This window comes from Streptomyces sp. WAC04114 (genome assembly GCF_019733245.1).
GTDB lineage: Bacteria > Actinomycetota > Actinomycetes > Streptomycetales > Streptomycetaceae > Streptomyces > Streptomyces massasporeus_A.
In genome coordinates, this window is the sequence record NZ_JAIGQA010000171.1 from 1 (window position 1) to 17,017 (window position 17,017).

Annotated in this window: 15 protein-coding genes; 7 read left to right on the forward strand and 8 right to left on the reverse strand. The window is 75.0% G+C overall.

Annotated features, from left to right (window positions below; all coding sequences use genetic code 11):
• Positions 1 to 32: 32 nt before the first annotated feature.
• Both K4G64_RS31550 and K4G64_RS31555 read left to right on the forward strand, forming a co-directional pair.
• Complete coding sequence (locus K4G64_RS31550) at positions 33 to 749, forward strand: class I SAM-dependent methyltransferase (protein WP_221759354.1); 717 nt, start codon at positions 33 to 35, stop codon at positions 747 to 749.
• Positions 746 to 2,320, forward strand: coding sequence for an FAD-dependent oxidoreductase (locus K4G64_RS31555; protein ID WP_221759355.1), 1,575 nt, complete (start codon positions 746 to 748; stop codon positions 2,318 to 2,320). The genes K4G64_RS31550 and K4G64_RS31555 overlap by 4 nt, the downstream gene beginning before the upstream one ends.
• 58 nt (positions 2,321 to 2,378) lie before the next feature.
• Here the strand turns inward: K4G64_RS31555 and K4G64_RS31560 are convergent, their stop codons facing one another.
• From K4G64_RS31560 to K4G64_RS31590, 7 genes are all read right to left on the reverse strand, one after another.
• Complete coding sequence (locus K4G64_RS31560; RefSeq protein WP_221759356.1) at positions 2,379 to 3,386, reverse strand: DUF5914 domain-containing protein; 1,008 nt, start codon at positions 3,384 to 3,386, stop codon at positions 2,379 to 2,381.
• Complete coding sequence (locus tag K4G64_RS31565; protein ID WP_221759357.1) at positions 3,379 to 4,362, reverse strand: phytoene/squalene synthase family protein; 984 nt, start codon at positions 4,360 to 4,362, stop codon at positions 3,379 to 3,381. Before K4G64_RS31565 ends, K4G64_RS31560 begins: the two co-directional genes overlap by 8 nt.
• Positions 4,349 to 5,911 (reverse strand): phytoene desaturase, encoded by a 1,563-nt coding sequence (locus tag K4G64_RS31570; protein WP_221759358.1) that lies wholly within the window; start codon positions 5,909 to 5,911, stop codon positions 4,349 to 4,351. The genes K4G64_RS31565 and K4G64_RS31570 overlap by 14 nt, the downstream gene beginning before the upstream one ends.
• Positions 5,908 to 7,095, reverse strand: coding sequence for a polyprenyl synthetase family protein (locus tag K4G64_RS31575; RefSeq protein WP_221759359.1), 1,188 nt, complete (start codon positions 7,093 to 7,095; stop codon positions 5,908 to 5,910). Before K4G64_RS31575 ends, K4G64_RS31570 begins: the two co-directional genes overlap by 4 nt.
• 181 nt (positions 7,096 to 7,276) lie before the next feature.
• Positions 7,277 to 8,650, reverse strand: coding sequence for a deoxyribodipyrimidine photo-lyase (locus K4G64_RS31580; RefSeq protein ID WP_221759360.1), 1,374 nt, complete (start codon positions 8,648 to 8,650; stop codon positions 7,277 to 7,279).
• A gap of 4 nt (positions 8,651 to 8,654) precedes the next feature.
• Positions 8,655 to 10,238 carry an SDR family oxidoreductase gene (locus tag K4G64_RS31585; protein WP_221759361.1) on the reverse strand — a complete coding sequence of 528 codons (1,584 nt, stop codon included), beginning with the start codon at positions 10,236 to 10,238 and terminating at the stop codon, positions 8,655 to 8,657.
• 117 nt (positions 10,239 to 10,355) lie between these two features.
• Positions 10,356 to 12,467 carry an MMPL family transporter gene (locus K4G64_RS31590; protein ID WP_221759362.1) on the reverse strand — a complete coding sequence of 704 codons (2,112 nt, stop codon included), beginning with the start codon at positions 12,465 to 12,467 and terminating at the stop codon, positions 10,356 to 10,358.
• A gap of 88 nt (positions 12,468 to 12,555) precedes the next feature.
• On the opposite strand from K4G64_RS31590, the gene K4G64_RS31595 reads away from it, so the two are divergent.
• The 5 genes from K4G64_RS31595 (at position 12,556) to tgmB (ending at position 16,297) form a co-directional block, all read left to right on the forward strand.
• Positions 12,556 to 13,065 carry a MarR family winged helix-turn-helix transcriptional regulator gene (locus K4G64_RS31595; RefSeq protein WP_221759363.1) on the forward strand — a complete coding sequence of 170 codons (510 nt, stop codon included), beginning with the start codon at positions 12,556 to 12,558 and terminating at the stop codon, positions 13,063 to 13,065.
• Between the two features lie 388 nt (positions 13,066 to 13,453).
• Positions 13,454 to 14,188, forward strand: a complete 735-nt coding sequence (locus K4G64_RS31600; protein WP_221759364.1) for an RNA polymerase sigma factor — start codon at positions 13,454 to 13,456, stop codon at positions 14,186 to 14,188.
• Positions 14,173 to 14,937 carry a hypothetical protein gene (locus tag K4G64_RS31605; protein WP_221759365.1) on the forward strand — a complete coding sequence of 255 codons (765 nt, stop codon included), beginning with the start codon at positions 14,173 to 14,175 and terminating at the stop codon, positions 14,935 to 14,937. Before K4G64_RS31600 ends, K4G64_RS31605 begins: the two co-directional genes overlap by 16 nt.
• Positions 14,938 to 15,156: 219 nt before the next feature.
• A complete protein-coding gene (tgmA, locus tag K4G64_RS31610) occupies positions 15,157 to 15,351 on the forward strand; it encodes a putative ATP-grasp-modified RiPP (protein ID WP_221759366.1) in 195 nt (64 codons plus the stop codon).
• A 13-nt stretch (positions 15,352 to 15,364) separates the two neighbouring features.
• Entirely contained in the window at positions 15,365 to 16,297 is a 933-nt protein-coding gene (gene tgmB, locus K4G64_RS31615) for an ATP-grasp ribosomal peptide maturase (protein WP_221759367.1), read from the forward strand.
• A gap of 7 nt (positions 16,298 to 16,304) precedes the next feature.
• Here tgmB and K4G64_RS31620 read toward each other — a convergent pair whose 3' ends face one another.
• Positions 16,305 to 16,526, reverse strand: coding sequence for a DUF2283 domain-containing protein (locus tag K4G64_RS31620; RefSeq protein ID WP_221759368.1), 222 nt, complete (start codon positions 16,524 to 16,526; stop codon positions 16,305 to 16,307).
• Between the last annotated feature and the right edge of the window lie 491 nt (positions 16,527 to 17,017).

Sequence of the window (17,017 nt, forward strand, 5' to 3'; positions counted from 1 at the left end):
CACCCCGCCCCAGGAACCGGAGAGAGCCCCCGATGACCCTGCTGCGCGACCGCGACCTGGCCCATGCCTTCGACCACGCGTCCCGCACCTACGACCGCCTGACCGGCCTCAACCCGGGTTACCGCGCCGACCTGCTGCGCTCGGCCCGCCGGCTGAGGCTCCCCGGGGACGGGGCCGGACTGCACCTGCTCGACCTCGGCTGCGGCACCGGTGCCTCCACCCGGGCCCTGCTGCGGGCCGCACCTCGGGCGCGGATCACGGCGGTGGACGCCTCCGCGGGCATGCTGCGCCGGGCACTGGCCAAGCCGTGGCCCGACAGCGTGCGGTTCCTGCACCTGAGCGCCGAGGAACTCGACGCGGCCGGCGAAGGCCCCTTCGACGCGGTCTTCGCGGCCTACCTGTTCCGCAACGTCTCCGACCCGGACGCGGTCCTCGCCACGGTCCGGACGCTGCTGCGGCCGGGCGGGCGCCTGGCCGTCCACGAGTACAGCCTCGGCGGCTCGCCCGCGCACCGGGCGCTGTGGACGGCCGTCTGCCAGGGAGTGATCATCCCTGCGGGCACGCTCACCGGGGACCGGGACCTGTACCGCCACCTGTGGCACAGCGTGCTCGACTTCGACACCGCCGACGAGTTCACCGGGCGGCTGACGCGGGCCGGATTCACGGGCGCGCGGGCCCTGCCCCTCGCCGGGTGGCAGACCGGCATCACCCACACGTTCGTGGCCACGGCGTGGGAGGCCGGCCGATGAGCCGCCCGACACCCCCGCGAACGGCCGCCCGCCGCGGCCGGGACCGCAAGGCCGAGGTCGTGATGCCCGCGCCCGGCCGTGACCGGTTCGCGGCCGGGGACGCGCCGTCCGTCGCCGTGGTGGGCGGCGGCATCGCCGGACTCGCCGCGGCCACCGGACTGGCCGAACGCGGCGCCCGGGTGACCCTCTACGAACGCGAGGAGTCCCTGGGCGGTCGCCTCGCCGGGTACCCCACCCGGCTGGCCGACGGCTCCGAGGTGACCATGAGCCGCGGCTTCCACGCGTTCTTCCGCCAGTACTACAACCTGCGCGGCCTGCTGCGGCGCACCGACCCCGCCCTGGACCGCCTCACCCCGCTGCCCGACTATCCCCTGCGGCACAGCGGCGGACTGACCGACAGCTTCGCCCGCGTCCCACGCACCCCGCCCCTCAGCGCCCTCGGCTTCGTCGCCCTCAGCCCCACCTTCGGCCACCGCGACCTCGCCGCCCTGGACGCGCGGGCGGCGCTGCCCCTGACGGACGTGCGCGTGCCCGACGTGTACGCGCGCTTCGACCGGGTCGGCGCGACCGAATTCCTGCAGCGCATCCGCTTCCCCGAGGCCGCGCACCATCTGGCCTTCGAGGTGTTCTCGCGCAGCTTCTTCGCCGACCCGCGCGAACTGTCCGCGGCCGAGCTGATGCTGATGTTCCACATCTACTTCCTCGGCTCCTCGGAGGGGCTGCTCTTCGACGTGCCCGACGAGCCGTTCCCGCAGGCCCTGTGGGAGCCGCTCGGCGACTACCTCCAGCGCCTCGGCGCGACCGTCCGCACCGGCACGGCCGTACTCGGCGTGGAGCCCGCCGGCACCGGCGGAGCCGAGGTGCGCACCGGCACCGGCACCGACCGGCACGACGCGGTGGTGCTCGCCCTCGACACCGGGGGACTGCGTGGGGTCGTCGCCGCCTCGCCCGGCCTGGGCACCGCCCCCTGGCGCGAGGGCATCGACGCCCTGCGCACCGCCCCGCCGTTCCTCGTCTCGCGGCTCTGGCTCGACCGGCCGGTGAACGCCGACCGCCCCGGCTTCCTCGGCACCAGCGGCTACGACGGCCTCGACAACATCAGCGTCCTGGAACGCTACGAGGGAGAGGCCGCCCGCTGGGCCGCGAAGAACAGCGGTTCGGTCGTGGAACTGCACGCCTACGCCGTCGGCCCCGGCGCGGACCGGGAGGGCGTGCAGGACGCGATGCTCGGGCAGTTGCGGCGGATCTACCCGGAGACCCGGGAGGCGCGCGTCGTGGACGCCCGGCACGAGTGGCGCGCGGACTGCCCGCTCTTCCCGGTCGGCACCCACCACCTGCGCCCCACCGTGCGGACCCCGCACCCGTGGCTGACGCTGGCCGGCGACGGGCTGCGCTGCGACCTGCCCGTGGCCCTGATGGAACGCGCCGCCACCACCGGCTTCCTGGCGTCCAACGCACTGCTCGCCGGGTGGGGTGTGCGCGGCCAGGTGCTGTGGACCGTGCCGCGGGCGGGCCGCTCCCGGGTGCTGCGGGCACTCGCCGGGCTCGCGGAGCGTCGGGTACGCCGGTGACGCGGGGCCGCCGGACGGGCCCGGGCCGCTCCGCGCGGGCCCGTCCGGCGGGGTCCTGTCAGCCGGGGAACCGCCCGCTGCTGCGCAACTCCCAGCGCCTCTCGGCGTAGGCGAGGTCGTCGCGCCACAGGCGCCCGGCGGTGCGCCGCATCAGGGGGCGCAGCACGGGGGCGGCGGCCCGGGCCAGAGCGAAGCCGCGCCGGTCCGAAGCGGCGACCACCGCCTCGATCACGGCCGTCCGCGGCCGCTCGGCGCCCGCGGCGGTCAGGGGCGTGGCATGGGTCTCCACCACGGACGTGGCGCCCTCGCCGTCGGTGATGCGCATGACGACGGTGCGCGGCTCCGGCGCGGTGAACTCGGCCCGTACGGGCACCACCAGACGGCCCGCCACCCGGAAGGAGACGTCTACCTCGAAGGCGTCGTCGTCCTCGTCGCCCCGCGGCTCCCTCACCACCGTCAGATCGACGAAGGAGTACGGGTGGAACCACGAGCCGTGCCACGGGTCGAGCCGGTTGGCCACCACGTCCTGCGGCTCGCACCGCCCGACCGCCGTGTACACGGCGTCCACCCCGCTGCCCGGTGCGGGACGGTCCGGGACCACGGGCAGCTCCGACGGCTCCTCACCGCCGACCGCGTCCAGCCGTACCCACACCAGCACCCCGTCGTCGTGAGCGGGGTACGGCTGCCAGTCGGCGAACGCGGAGCCGTCCAGGGCCAGTCCGTGCCAGTGGCACACCAGCGTGCCGCACACCACCCGGCTGTCCCGCAGGGGTGCGCCGAGGTGCGGGCATGCCCCGGGACCGGCCCGCAGGCCGCCCGACCGCGAGCGCCACAGCACCACTTCGAGACCGCCGACGGTCCTGCCGTACGGGCTGCCGGGGCGCACCTGCCGGGAGGCGCCGGCCACGAACCAGTTGCCGGAGGGCCGGGCGGACGCGCGTTTGAGGGTGTCGGCGATCAGCGCCGGCCGGGCCGCGCGCCAGGTGGGTGTCTGCTCCGCCCAGCCGGGGCCGCGGCGCCGCCGCAGCGGTGAGGTCCAGCGTGCCTTGTCCGCCCGGTCAGCCACGGCCCGGTCCTTTCCCTTCCAGCGCGGCGTGGTCCGCCGCGGACGGTGCCTGCCACCGCGCGCGGGCCACCTTCAGGACACCGGCCGCGGCGGTGGCCGCCCGGCGCCGGCGGGGTACCACCGCCCGGCGGTGCAGCACGGTGTAGTCGTGCCGGGCGATCGCGTCGAGGATGCCGCCGTACAGCGTGAACGCGGTCCTGATGCAGGGGCGCACCCGCGGGTCGAGCATCGCGATGCCCGGTTCCGCGTCCCGGTACACGTCCCTGGTCAGGGCCTCGGCGGCGACGAGTGCCGCGCGGATGCGCGGGTCGCCGCGGCCGCTGCGCCTGCTCCACTCCAGGAGCGGCCGGTCCACACCGTGGGCGGCGAGCAGGTCGGCGGGCAGGTAGACGCGACCGCGGTCGAGGTCCTCGCCCACGTCCCGCAGGAAGTTGGTCAGCTGGAACGCCACGCCCAGGGCCGCCGCGTGCGGAACCGCCTCCTCGCGCGGGACGACCGTGCCGAGCACGGGCAGCATCTGCAGTCCGATCACCGCGGCCGAGCCGTGCATGTAGGCCCGCAGGTCTGCGTAGGTCGGGTAGTCCGTGACGGTGAGGTCGGCGCGCATCGAGGCGAGGAAGTCGGCGAACAGGTCCACCTCGATGCCGTGGCGTTCGGCGGTGTCGGCCACGGCCCGGACCACCGGCTCGGTCCCGCCGCCGGTGCGCAGGGCGTGGGCGAGGTCGCCCTCCAGGCGCTTCAGCAGCAGGTCCCGCTCGTCGGGCGTCAGGCGCCGGTCCAGGTCGTCGACGATGTCGTCGGCCCAGCGGGCGAAGCCGTACAGCGCGTGCACCGCGGAACGGCGTTCCAGCGGCAGCAGGCGCGTGGCCAGGAAGTAGGACCGGCCGTGCCGGGCGTTGAGCCGCCGGCACACGCCGTAGTCGGTGCGCAGGCCGGGGTCGGTGATCCCGGCGGCGTCCAGTTCACGACGGGTCATGGGCACCTGCTCCGGTCGGGGTGGTCGGGCGGCGGTCCGGGGGCCGGTTCGCCCGGGCCGCCCGGGTGCGGTCGCCGGTGACGCGGGCGGCGGCGAGTTTCCCGCTGATGAGCACGGTCGGTACGCCGACACCGGGTGTGGTCCCGCAGCCCGCGAGCACCACGTTGTCCACGCCGCGGACGAGGTTGCGCGGCCGGAAGGGACCGGTCTGGGCGAAGGTGTGGGAGACGGAGAAGGGGCTGCCCGCCGCGTGGCCCTGGGCCGTCCAGTCGAGGGGGGTCACCAGCTGCTCCCGCTGGACGCTGTCGCCGAACCCGTCGAGGCCGCGGCGTTCCAGCTCGGCGACCAGGCTGTCGCGGTAGCGCGGGCCGAGGTCGCGCCAGGCGGTGGCGGAGGGGCCGACGGCGGTGTTGGGGCAGGGTGCCAGGACGTAGTGGAGGTGGCGGCCGGGCGGCGCCAGGGAGGTGTCGTGCGTGGTCGGGCGGGTGATCAGCAGGGACGGGTCGCTCATCAGCGTTCCGGCGCGGGTCAGTTCGTCGAAGGTGCGCTCCCACGCGGCGCCGAAGGACAGGGTGTGGTGGGCGAGGTGGGGCCAGGTGCGGTCGGTCCCGGCGTGCAGGACCACCGCGGAGGGCGAGTGCCGCAGCCGTACCGGACGGCGGGGGGCCCGGCCCAGGAGCCGGTGCGCGGCGGGCAGTTCGCAGGTCAGCACCACCGCGTCGCACGGGATGCGCTCGCCCGAGGCGAGACGGACGGCCCGCACCCGGCCCGCCGAGCGTTCCAGCGCGCTCACCTCGGCCGACCAGCGCAGCTCGGCACCGGCCCCGGCGGCCACGTCCGCCATCGCGCGGGGCAGCGCGTGCATGCCGCCCTTGGGGAACCAGACACCGGCCACGGTGTCCATGTAGGCGATCACCGCGTACGCCGCGAGCGCCCGGGCCGGGGCCACCCCGGCGTACAGGGCCTGGAAGGAGAAGACGCGGCGCAGGCGGGCGTCGGAGAGGAAACGGCCGATCCGGGCGTCCAGCCGGCCGAAGCCGCCGAGCGCCGCGAGACGGGCCAGGTCCGGGTGGGCGAGCTGGAACGGAGAGTCGAAGTTGGTGTCGATGAAGCGGCGCATCTGGGCCCGGTACAGCCGCTCCAGCCACTCCCGCAGTCTGCGGTAGCCCGCTGCCTCCGCCGGTCCGGCGAAGCGCCGCACCTCCGCCTCCATGGCGTCGCCGTCGGTGTGCACGTCGAGCGAGGTCCCGTCCGCGAAGCCCGCCCGGTACGCGGGGTGCAGCGGCAGCAGCTCGACGTGCCGGTCGAGGCTCTCGCCGACCGCCGCGAACGCCTCGTCGGCCAGATGGGGCATGGTCAGCACGGTGGGCCCGGTGTCCACCAGGTAGTCGCCGAGCCGCAGCCGCCCGGCCCTGCCGCCCGGGCCGTCGTCCCGTTCGACGAGGGTGACCCGGCGGCCCGCGCCCAGCAGATGCAGGGCGCAGGCGAGTCCGGACAGGCCGGCGCCCACCACGACGACATGGTCGGTCGGCCCCGCCACCGTCCTCATACGAGCTCCTCCGCCTGCTGCGGGGCCACACCCGAGGCCCGCTCGACCAGCGCGGCGAACTCCCGCCGTACGCCGGCCGCGGCGCCCGTCGCCTCGAAATGCCGCAGGCCGGAGGCCGCCAGGTCGGCGATCCTCGCTTCCACCTCGGCCCGGGCGCCCGTCCGCTCCAGCGCCGCCCGCATCCGCTCGACGGTGTGTCCGGGCCGGGCGCCCGCGTCCGGGGCGAGCACGGCGGCGGCGTCCCGGTCGCCGGTGGTCTCCGCGAGCCGGACGGCGACGGCGAGCAGAGGGGTGAGCTTGCGGGCGCGCAGGTCCTCGTCGGCCGGTTTGCCGGTCAGCGCCGGGTCCCCGAACGCGCCGAGGAGGTCGTCGCGCAGCTGGAAGGCCAGCCCCGCGCAGCGTCCGGCGGCCCGCAGCGCGCCCAGGGTGCGGGCGTCGGCACCGGCCAGCGACGCGCCCAGCGCCAAGGGCCGGGCGACCGTGTACCGGGCGCTCTTCAGGACGGCGATGGTCAGCGCCTCCTCGGCGCCGGACGAGCCGCTCGCCTGCGCGCGCAGGTCGCGGTACTGCCCGGCGACCATCTCGGTGCGCATGGCCCGCCACTCCTCGAACAGCCGCGGGCCGTGCGGCGAGGCGAGCGCCGTCTCCGTCAGCAGGTCGTCCGCCCACGCCAGCGCCAGATCGCCGGCGAGCACGGCCGCCGACGTCCCGAACGACTCGGCGGACCCGCCGGCGCGGCCGGCAGGGTGTCCGTGAGCCGACTCGGCGGACCCGCCCGGGCCGCGGGCCAGGTGACCGCGGGCGAAGTCCACGTGCATCGCGGGCGCGCCCCGGCGCAGCGGTGACCCGTCCATCACGTCGTCGTGGATGAGGGCGCAGGCCTGGAGCAGTTCGAGGGCGGCCCCCGTGCGCAGGACCGCGCTCGCGTCGCCCGAGCCGCCCGCGGCCCGCCAGCCGCACCACATGAACGCCGTCCGCAGCCGCTTGCCGCCCCGCCGGACATAGGCGGCGAGGCGGTCGGCCATGTCGAGGGCGAACACCGCGTCGGTGTCGCGGGCCTGCCGCAGCCGCGCCTCCAGCACCCGCTCCAGGACCGCCTCCATGGCGCGGGTGGCCCCCGGAGCGGTGAGCGGGGCGTGGTTCGTCTCCGCCGGTCCGGCCACCGTCGGCCGCCGTCCAAGCATGCGCAACCCCTTCTCGCTTCCGGTCATCCGCACATCAGTGCTTCCCCGGACGGGGTCGTTTCGGATGCGCCGGATGGCGGGCTCTCAGGGGTGAAACCGGGTTCTCGGTCGGAAACGGGGCGCTCGGCCGCGGACCGTGGCTCTCGGTTCGGAACCGGGCCCTCCCTCGCGGACCGGACTCTCAGTCGCGGCCCCTGGCCTGCCGGAAGCGGGCCAGGCCCTCGCCGAGGTCGACGAGCGGCGCCGGATAGCGCAGCCGGGCCCGCTCGTCCTCCGGCAGCCGCCAGGGCTCGTGCACCGCGGCGCCGCCGACGTCGGCCAGTTCGGGCACCCAACGGCGTACGTAGGCGCCGTCCGGGTCGTAGCGCTTGCCCTGGAGGACGGGGTTGAGGACGCGGTGGGGGCGGGTGTCGGTGCCGGTGCCGGCGACCCACTGCCAGTTGAGCTGGTTGTTGACGAGGTCGCCGTCGACCAGGAACCGCAGGAAGTGCCGGGCGCCGATCCGCCAGTCCACGTACAGCGTCTTGGTCAGGAAGCTCGCCACCAGCAGCCGGGCCCGGTTGTGCATCCAGCCCTCGTGGAGCAGCTGGCGCATGCCCGCGTCGACCACCGGGTAGCCGGTGCGGCCCTCCCGCCACGCGGCGATCTCCTCGGCGGCGTCCTCCTCGCCCCGCCACCGGTCGTCCCGGGAGCGGTAGTCCCGGAATGACGCCTCGGGCCGGGCCGCGAGGACCTGGTGGTGGAAGTCGCGCCAGCACAGCTGACGGACGAACGCCTCCGCCCCGGCTCCGCCCTTCGCCCGGGCCCGCCGGACCACCTCCACCGGCGACAGCGCCCCGAAGTGGAGGTACGGCGACAGGCGTGACGTCGCGTCACCGGCCAGGTCGTCGTGGCCCTCCTCGTACCGGGCCAGGCCGTTGTCCGCCCACCGCGCGAACCTGTCGCGCCCCGCCGACTCGCCGCCGGCCGGCAGATCGGGGGACACGTCCGCCACCCCGGCGCGGGACGGCAGCTCCTCGCCGCGCGCGGCCTCGGGGACCCGCACCGCACGCGGGGCGGGCAGGGGGTCGCGCAGCGGCTCCTTCGACCAGCGGCGCATGTAGGGCGTGAACACGGCGAAGTGGTCCGAGCCCTGCGGGGTCACGGCCCCCGGCGCGACGGCGGTGACCACCCGGTCGTGCACCCGCAGCGCGACACCGTCCGCGTCGAGTTCCTTGCGCAGCCGCTCCTCACGGCGGTGGGCGAAGCCGGTGACCCCCGCCGCCATGTGCACCTCGGTGGCCCCGCACGCGGCGGCGACCGCGCGGACCTCCCGGGTGACCGGCCCGGTGCGCACGACCAGTCGCCCGCCGCGCCGGCGCAGCGAGGAGTCGAGGTCGGCCAGGCAGTCGGCGAGGAACGCGGCGCGGTTGGGCACGTCGAAACCGACGGCGTGGACGGCGGGGTCGCGGACGAACAGGGGCACCACCTCGTCGGCCGCTCTCAGCGCCGCGTGCAGGGGCGGGTGGTCGTGCAGACGCAGGTCCGAGGTGAACAGGACGACTGCGACGGTCATGGCGTCACTCCTGGTGCGGTGGTGCGGATTTCGTTCGTTGCTCCCGGGCACTTCGCCGCTCACGGGCCCGTCGGATGCGCGACCCGCCCCGGCGTCCGCTCGTGCCCTCGGACGCCGCCCGCGCGATGTTGCGCGCCATGCCGCCGAACACGGCGGAGTGGAATGGGGCGACGCTCCACCAGTAGGCGTGGCCCAGCAGGCCGCGCGGATGGAACAGGGCACGCTGGCGGTAGCGGGTGCGGCCCGCCTCGTCGGTCTCGGCGTACATCTCCAGCCAGGCGAGGCCGGGCAGCCGCATCTCGGCGCGCAGCCGCAGCAGACGACCCGGTTCGATCTCCTCGACCCGCCAGAAGTCCAGCGAGTCGCCGACCCTCAGCCGCTCGGTGTCCCGCCGTCCGCGGCGCAGCCCGACCCCGCCCGCGAACCGGTCCAGCCGGCCCCGGATCGCCCAGGCCAGCGGGGAGGAGTACCAGCCGTTGTCGCCGCCGATGCCCTCGACCACCTTCCACAGCGCGGCCCGGGACGCGTCGACCGGCCGCTGCCGTTCGTCCTCGTAGAGGCTGCCGCCCGCCCAGTCGGGGTCGGTGGGCAGCGGGTCGCTGGGCGCCCCGGGCACCGAGGCGGAGGACCAGCGCGTGGAGACCTGCGCCTCCCGCACCCGGCGCAGTGCCAGCGCCAGCGCCTCGTCGAACGGCAGCGGCCGGCCCGGGAGGTCGGGCACGTACCGGGCGATGTCGTGCTCGTGGCAGACGACCTCGTGCCGCAGCGACTCGGTCAGCGGCCGGGCGAGCGAGGCGGGCACCGGCGTGACCAGGCCGACCCAGTGGCTGGACAGCCGGGGGGTGAGGACCGGGACCGGCACGATGAACCGCCGCGGCAGTCCGGCGACGGCGGCGTAGCGCAGCATCATGTCCCGGTAGGTGAGGACGTCCGGCCCGCCGATGTCGAAGGCCCGGTCGACGTCGTCCGGCATGGTCGCCGACCCGACGAGGTAGCGCAGCACGTCCCGCACGCCGATGGGCTGGGTGCGGGTGTGCACCCAGCTGGGGGTGACCATGACGGGCAGGCGTTCGGTGAGGTAGCGCAGCATCTCGAACGACGCCGAGCCCGAGCCGATGACGACGGCCGCGCGCAGCACGGTCGCGGGCACGGGCGAGTCGAGGAAGATCTGCCCCACCTCGGCCCGGGACCGCAGGTGGGGGGAGAGCTCCCCTTCGGGGACGTCACGCGGCGTCAGGCCGCCGAGGTAGACGATCCGCCGTACGCCGGCCGCCCGGGCCTGCTCGGCGAAGATCCGGGCGGCGGCGCGGTCGGTGTCCTCGAACCGGGAGCCGGAGCCGAGGGCGTGCACCAGGTAGTAGGCGACATCCACCCCGCGCATCGCGGCGGCGACCGACTCGGGGTCCGTGACGTCCCCCTGGACCGCCTCGGCGTGCGCCGCCCAGGGGTGGTCGCGGAGCTTGCCGGGGGAGCGGGCGAGGCACCGGACGCGGTGGCCCTCCTGCAGCAGTTCCGGCACCAGGCGTCCACCGATGTAGCCGGACGCCCCGGTGACCAGGCAGTGCAGCCGCTGCCCGTCCGTCGTCATGGTCGTGCCTCCGTCCTCCGACGCCGTCGCCGTGCTGTCGGATCACGGCCGGCCCTGACGCGAACAGTTCCCGCCCGGGGCCCTCGGCGGATGCACGACACGGGCGACGGCGGCGGTTCAGCCGGAGGGAGTACCGGCCCCGCCCCCTTCCGGGCTCCGGCGGGCCAGGGCGCTCGGCCACCACGCCCGGGGCCCGATGTCGATCATCAGCGCGGGCACCAGCAGGGAGCGCACCACGAGCGTGTCGAGCAGCACCCCGAAGGCGACGATGAACGCGATCTGCACCAGGAACGCCAGCGGGATCACCATCAGGGCCGCGAATGTCGCGGCGAGCACCACACCCGCCGAAGTGATCACCCCGCCGGTGGTGGTCAGCCCGCGCAGCACGCCCTGCCGGTTGCCGTGCACCAGCGCCTCCTCCCGGACCCGCGACATGAGGAAGATGTTGTAGTCGACGCCGAGCGCCACCAGGAACACGAAGCCGTACAGCGGCACCGAGGCGTCTGTGCCGCCGAACCCGAGCAGATGTTGGAAGACCAGCGCCGACACCCCCAGCGTGGCCAGGAAGTTGAGTCCCACGGTCGCGACCAGCAGCACCGGCACGAGCAGGGAACGCAGCAGCAGCATCAGGATCAGCAGGATGACGGCGAGCACGATCGGCACGATGACCGTCCGGTCCCGGGCGGCGGTCTGCTGGGTGTCGTACTGCTGCGCCGTGTACCCGCCGACCAGCGCGTCGGCCCCGGAGACCGCGTGGACTTCCGCGCGCAGCCGTTCGACCGTCTCCTTCGCCGCGTCGCTGTCCGCCGCGGCCTTCAGAGTGGCGTCGATGCGCACGCGCCCGTCGACGACGAGCGGCTCGCCCGCCCCGGGACGGCCGGAGGCGGAGACGGCTCCGGCGGAGGCCACGCCCTCGGTGCCGCGCGCGGCGGCCGTCACCTCGGCGGCCTTGCCGGAGTCGGCGATGATGACGGCCGGGTTGCCGGAGCCGCCGGGGAAGTGCGCGCCGAGCGTCGCCTGCGCGGTCACCGAGGGCGCGTCGTTCACGAAGATCTCGTCGAGCGGCACGCCCTTGGAGGACAGGGAGGGCGAGAAGGCCGCGAAGACGGCCAGCCCGAGCGCCGTCACCGCCCAGGTCCGACGCGGCCGGCCGTTGACCGTCCTCGCGACCCGGCGCCACACGCCGGTGCCCTCCCCGGACTCCTCCGGGGGCTTGGGCCGGGACGGCCAGTAGGCGGTACGGCCCAGCAGGGCCAACGCGGCCGGCAGGAAGGTGAGGGTGGCGAGCACGGCGCAGCCGATGCCTATGGCGCCGACCGGCCCGAGGGCGCGATTGTTGGTGAGGTCGCTCGCGAGCAGGGCCAGCAGCCCGAGCGCGACGGTGGCGGCGCTGGCGGTGATCGCCCCGAACGAGCGGCGTACGGCGGCCACCGCGGCCCCGAAGCGGTCCCCGCGCAGGGCGAGTTCCTCACGGAAGCGCGCGGCGAGCAGCAGGGCGTAGTCGGTGGCGGCGCCGATCACCAGGATCGACAGGATGCCCTGGACCTGCCCGTCGACCCGGACCACGTCCCGCTCGGCCAGCGCGTAGACCACCGCGCAGGCGAGGCCCAGCGCGAAGACCGACCCCAGGATGATCAGGAACGGCAGCAGCACGCTCCGGTACACCAGCAGCAGGATCAGCAGCACGGCGCCGAGGGCCACGCCGAGCAGCAGTCCGTCGATGCCCGCGAACGCGTCCGACAGATCGGCCTGACTGGCCGCGGGCCCGGCGATCCGCGCCGTGGTGTCCGGCACGGCCCGGGCCGCCTCGCGCACCGCGTCGAGGACGGTGGGCAGTTCGTCGCCGAGGTCGGGCTCCAGCTGGACGACGGCCTGTATCGCCTCGCGGTCGTCGGAGAGCAGGGCGGGCGACGGGCGGCCCACGACGCCGGGTTTCCCGGCGAGCGCGGCGACGGCCCGGGTGGCCTCGGCCTGCCGGCCCTCGGTGAACCGGGCCCCGCCGGCCGTCCAGACCACGATGGCCGGAACGGTCTCGGACCGGTCGAAGGCGGCGCGGGCGTCCAGCACCCGCGTGGACTCGGCGCTCCGTGGCAGGAAGGCGGCCTGGTCGTTGGTGGCGACCTCGCCGAGCTTGCCCGCGTAGGGGCCGAGTGTCCCGCCCACCCCCAGCCAGACGAGGAGCAGGACGAGCGGTACGAGCCACCGGGCCCGACGCTGTGCGGTTCTCATGCGCATCCCAAGCCGTAGGAAGTGAGCCACGGGAGAAGTAGCTCACTCATAAAGTATCTCAATCATTGAGAGATACTAGGCTGGGGGCATGAGCGGCTCCGGTGCACCCACGGCATCTCTTCCGGCGGACGACCCGACCGGGTTGCAGACCTTCGCCGTTCTGTTGCGCCGGATGAACGGCGAGTTCAACCGCATCGCCCAGGAGTTCGCCCAGGAGCAGGGCCTGCACCTCACCGACGTGCAGGCCCTGATCGCGATCCTCGACGCGGACTCCGACCCGGACGCGGGGGGCGAGCCCATGACACCGGGCCGTCTGCGGAAGCAGCTCAACCTCACGTCCGGAGCGGTGACGGCCTGTCTCGACCGGCTGGAGCGGGCCGGGCACATCCGCCGGGTCCGGGACGCCGGCGACCGCCGCGTGGTGCACCTGCACTACGCCGACACGGCCCGGGCCGTGGCCCGGGACTACTTCCGTCCCCTGGCCCGGAGCACCGACGCGGCCCGGGGCCGGTTCAGCCCCGATGAACTGGACGTGGTCGTACGGTTCCTCGCCGAGATGAACGCCGAACTGGTCCTGCTGCGCCGGGGTTCCGCCTGAGGAGCCGGCCCGGCGGGCACGGCTCGTAGCGGCACGGGCCGCCCCGGTCGTATGGCTGGCGCGAGTTCCTCCCGGCCCTCGCCCGCAAGACCGCCGCGCCGGGGGCGGCCGGGCTCCGCGCAGTGGGCGGAGCCCGGCCCCCCGTCCCTCTCCGTCCCGCTCCCGGGGGGAGTCAGGGGCGGCACGGAGAGTGGTGTGGGGCGGTCACTCACACAGCGCGCGGCCCACGCAGAACGTCACCCGGGACCCGATGTGATGTGAGGGACCTCTGGTGCGCTGTGACACTTCTGTGAGTACGCGCGCTGGTCTCCATGAGGGTGCCGCAGCGAACGGAGCGCGTCGGCCGGCACGGACTCGCCATGAACCCCGGTGCGAACGAGGACGGTCTGTGGGTCAGGAACGGCAAACGCGCTACGCGCAGGCCCAGGACTGTGAGCTGGGCGAGGCCGTGGAGCGGGCCCAGCAGGGTGACGAGGCGGCCTTCGCGGTCGCCTACCGGCTCGTGCAGCCTGCCCTGCTCGGCTACCTGCGCGGGCTGGTGGGCGACGACGCGGAGGACGTGGCGTCCGACGCCTGGTTGCAGATCGCCCGGGACCTCGGACGCTTCAAGGGAGACGGGGACGGCTTCCGCGGCTGGACGGCCACCATCGCCCGGCACCGGGCACTGGACCATGTGCGCCGCCAGCGATCGCGTCCCCGGCCCGGCGCGATCGAGCAGGACGTCCTGGATCTGCCCGGCCCGCACAGCACCCAGGAACAGGCCCTGGAGACCATCTCCACCACTCGGGCCCTGGAACTGGTCCGCGGGCTGCCGCGCGACCAGGCCGAGGCCGTGCTCCTGCGCGTCGTCGTCGGCCTGGACGGCCCCGCCTCCGCGCGCGTCCTCGGCAAGCGCCCCGGCGCGGTGCGCACCGCCACGTACCGGGGCCTGAAACGCCTCGCCCGCCAGCTCGGTCGCGACGCGGAGGCCGGCGAGGGTGTGACGGATGACGCGCCGAAGACGCTGGAAGGTCGACGTCCGCCACGACGTCAGTGGCCGGACAGGCCGACGTCCAGGGCCGGCGTTGCGGACCCTTCGAACAGCTCAGGCAGGAACGGACAACGGACATGGGTGATCGGCTGAGCCGCGGCGGGGCGACGGGCCGCCGACGTGTGCACCCCGGCGGGGCCGCGGCCGGCCCGTGGGACCCGCGTGACGACACCGCGCTGCACACTGCCCTGGCCGCCGCCCTCCTCGCGGACGACCCCGGCCCCGAGGGCGAGCACCGGGCCGTGGCCGCCTTCCGGACCGCCCGCGACGCGGGAGCGCACGGAGCGCGCACCCGGCACCGGGACGACTGGCGGCTGCCCGCGCCGGGGCGCAGGGGCCGCCCCGTGAAGACCACGGTTGCCGCCGTGTTCACCAGCATCGCCCTGGGCGGAGTCGCGGTCGCGGCCATCGGTTCCGTCGGCTCGCCCGCGAACGGCACCGGCGGGGAGACGCCTTCCTCGGCGCCCGCCCCCGCCCGGCCGGGCGACCCGGCCACGCGGGCCCCCTCGGACGGCCCGGGACGGGGCGACGCCCCGTCATCCGCCCAGGACACCGCCGCCCAGTGCCGCGCCTACGAACGGGTCGAGGGCCGGGGAGCCGCGCTCGACGCGACCGCCTGGCAGCGGCTCGTCGCCGCGGCGGGCGGCGAGGGCCAGGTCGACGCCTACTGCGCCGAACGGCTCGCGCGGCCCACGGCCGCGCCGGGCGGATCCGGCGCTCCGGGAAGGCCCGGCGACGTCGCAGCCGATCCCGGAGCGGGGGCGGGCCAGGCCCAGAACAGGGGGACGACGGGCAAGGGGAGCGTCGGCAACGGCAACCCGGGCGGCGGCAAGGGCGAGTGACGCCGGCCCGGTCCACCCCCGCCGTATGACCTTGTCCGCCGACCCGAACGGCCTCAGGCGTACCCCTGTGACGAATCCGGCGCCACTTTCGGTGTGTAAGTAGTGAAGGAATTGGACGACGTAATGCCGGTGATGTGGATGAGGCGTGATGAACGCGTCCTCGTGCGGGGTACCCGCCGGGCTCCACATGCGGGCAGTGCGCGAACCCGGAGGCATCGAGTGCGACCGTTCACCCTCAACTACGCGCGACCCACGTCACTTCCGACGGCGGTGCCACCGCCCTACCGCTTCGACGACGCGCTCCAGTTGAACGTGCTCCCCGACGGCCGTCCGGCGGCCAGTGACCCGGACCTCCTGCTGGCGGTCGGGACGACGGCGTCCACCGCGGGCTCCAAGACGCACTTCGACGACTGACGCCTGTGATGGCATGACCGTACTGATCCTCACGGCCAAGGACGACGTCACCGCCGACCTGGTCGTCACCAGATTGCACGCGGCGGAAGTGCCCGTCCTGCGGCTGGACCCCGCAGACCTGCCGGTCGGCACCTTGCTGTCCGCCCATTACACGCACGGTGACTTCGAGGGGCTCCTCTCGGCGAACGGACATGTGGTCAGCATGGGAGGTCTGAGATCCGTCTGGGTGCGCAGGCCCGGCGAGCCGGCCGCGCACGCGGACGAGCCTTCCGCGTGGCTCACCGCCGAGACCCGTCAGGCCCTGTTCGGGATGCTCTACTCGGCGTCCGCGCGCTGGATGAACCACCCGCGTGACGCGGAGCGGGCCCGGCTGAAACCGTGGCAGCTGAGAACCGCCCACCTCAGCGGCTTCGCCGTACCGCCGACGGTCATCACCACCTTCCCGCGCCTGGCACGGCAGTTCGCCGAGGAGTACGGGGAGGTGGTGGTGAAGTCCGCCTCGGGTCCGCCGCCCGGCGAACCCCCGATGGACCTGCCCACCACCCTGATCGGACCCGACTCGGACTTCTCCGGTGTCGCGGCCGGCCCCACACTGCTCCAGCGGTACGTCCCCAAGCACGCGGACATCCGCCTGACCTGCGTCGGCAGCCGGCTGTTCGCGGCGCGGAAGAAGGCCGAGCCGGACCAGGTGGACGGACGCTACGGCGACACCGAGCACACCTGGGAGCCGGTCCCGGTGCCCGGCCGCATCCGCAAGTCGGTGCACGACTACGTCGAGAGGGCGGGGCTCGCCTACGCCGCCTTCGACCTCGCGGAGGACGAGGTCGGCTTCTGGTGGTTCCTCGAATGCAACCAGGGCGGCCAGTTCGGCTTCGTGGAGCTGGACACCGGGCAGCCGATCTCGGAAGCGGTCGCCCGGTGGCTGGCCCGGCCACGCCCGGCCTGATCCGGCGTCAGCCCTCGGAGGGCCGTTCCAGTACCTCCGCCGGCAGCGCGGCGCCCGCACCGATCACCTCGATGCCGAGCAGCCGCCCCGACGCGTCCACGTCGAGGAACACCTCGGCGTCCGCCCCGACCCCGTCGACGGGGATCTGCCGGACGGCGGCACCGTCCGCGACGTGCGCGACGAGCGAGACATACGCGGTGTCGTTCTCGCGGTCGTATTCGATGTGCATGCTCCGCCTCTCGGAAACGGGCTCAGTTGCGGCCGACGGACACGACGTTGCCGGCCTTGTTGATCACGACCCGGATCTTTCCGGTGACGGGCGTGCCGGGGACGAGGTCGGACGTCCCGGTGACGCGCTCGACCGTCTCGGCCGCCCGGACGGCGCGTCAGCGTCCTCGCCCCTCGCGAACGGCGCGGGATCGCCGACCCGCCCGGCCGCGAGGACCAGCCCGCTCTCGGCGGACCCTCGGTCGACGCCGCCCTGAACCGGCGTGCCACCGCGTCCTCCTGACCGGCCGACAGGCGCTGCGCCTCCTCGAACTCCTCGCGGGCGCGCCCGCGAGGAGCGCCGAACGGCCGGATGCGTCGCCGAGAACTCCGTGCCCGCGCGGACCTTCGACGCCCAGCGGGCCGTCAACCGGTTCGCCGCCCGTACCGCCGCGTGCATCGACCGCGTTCCGCCCCCTCACCCCGCCCCCTACGATGCGCCCAGCCGTACGA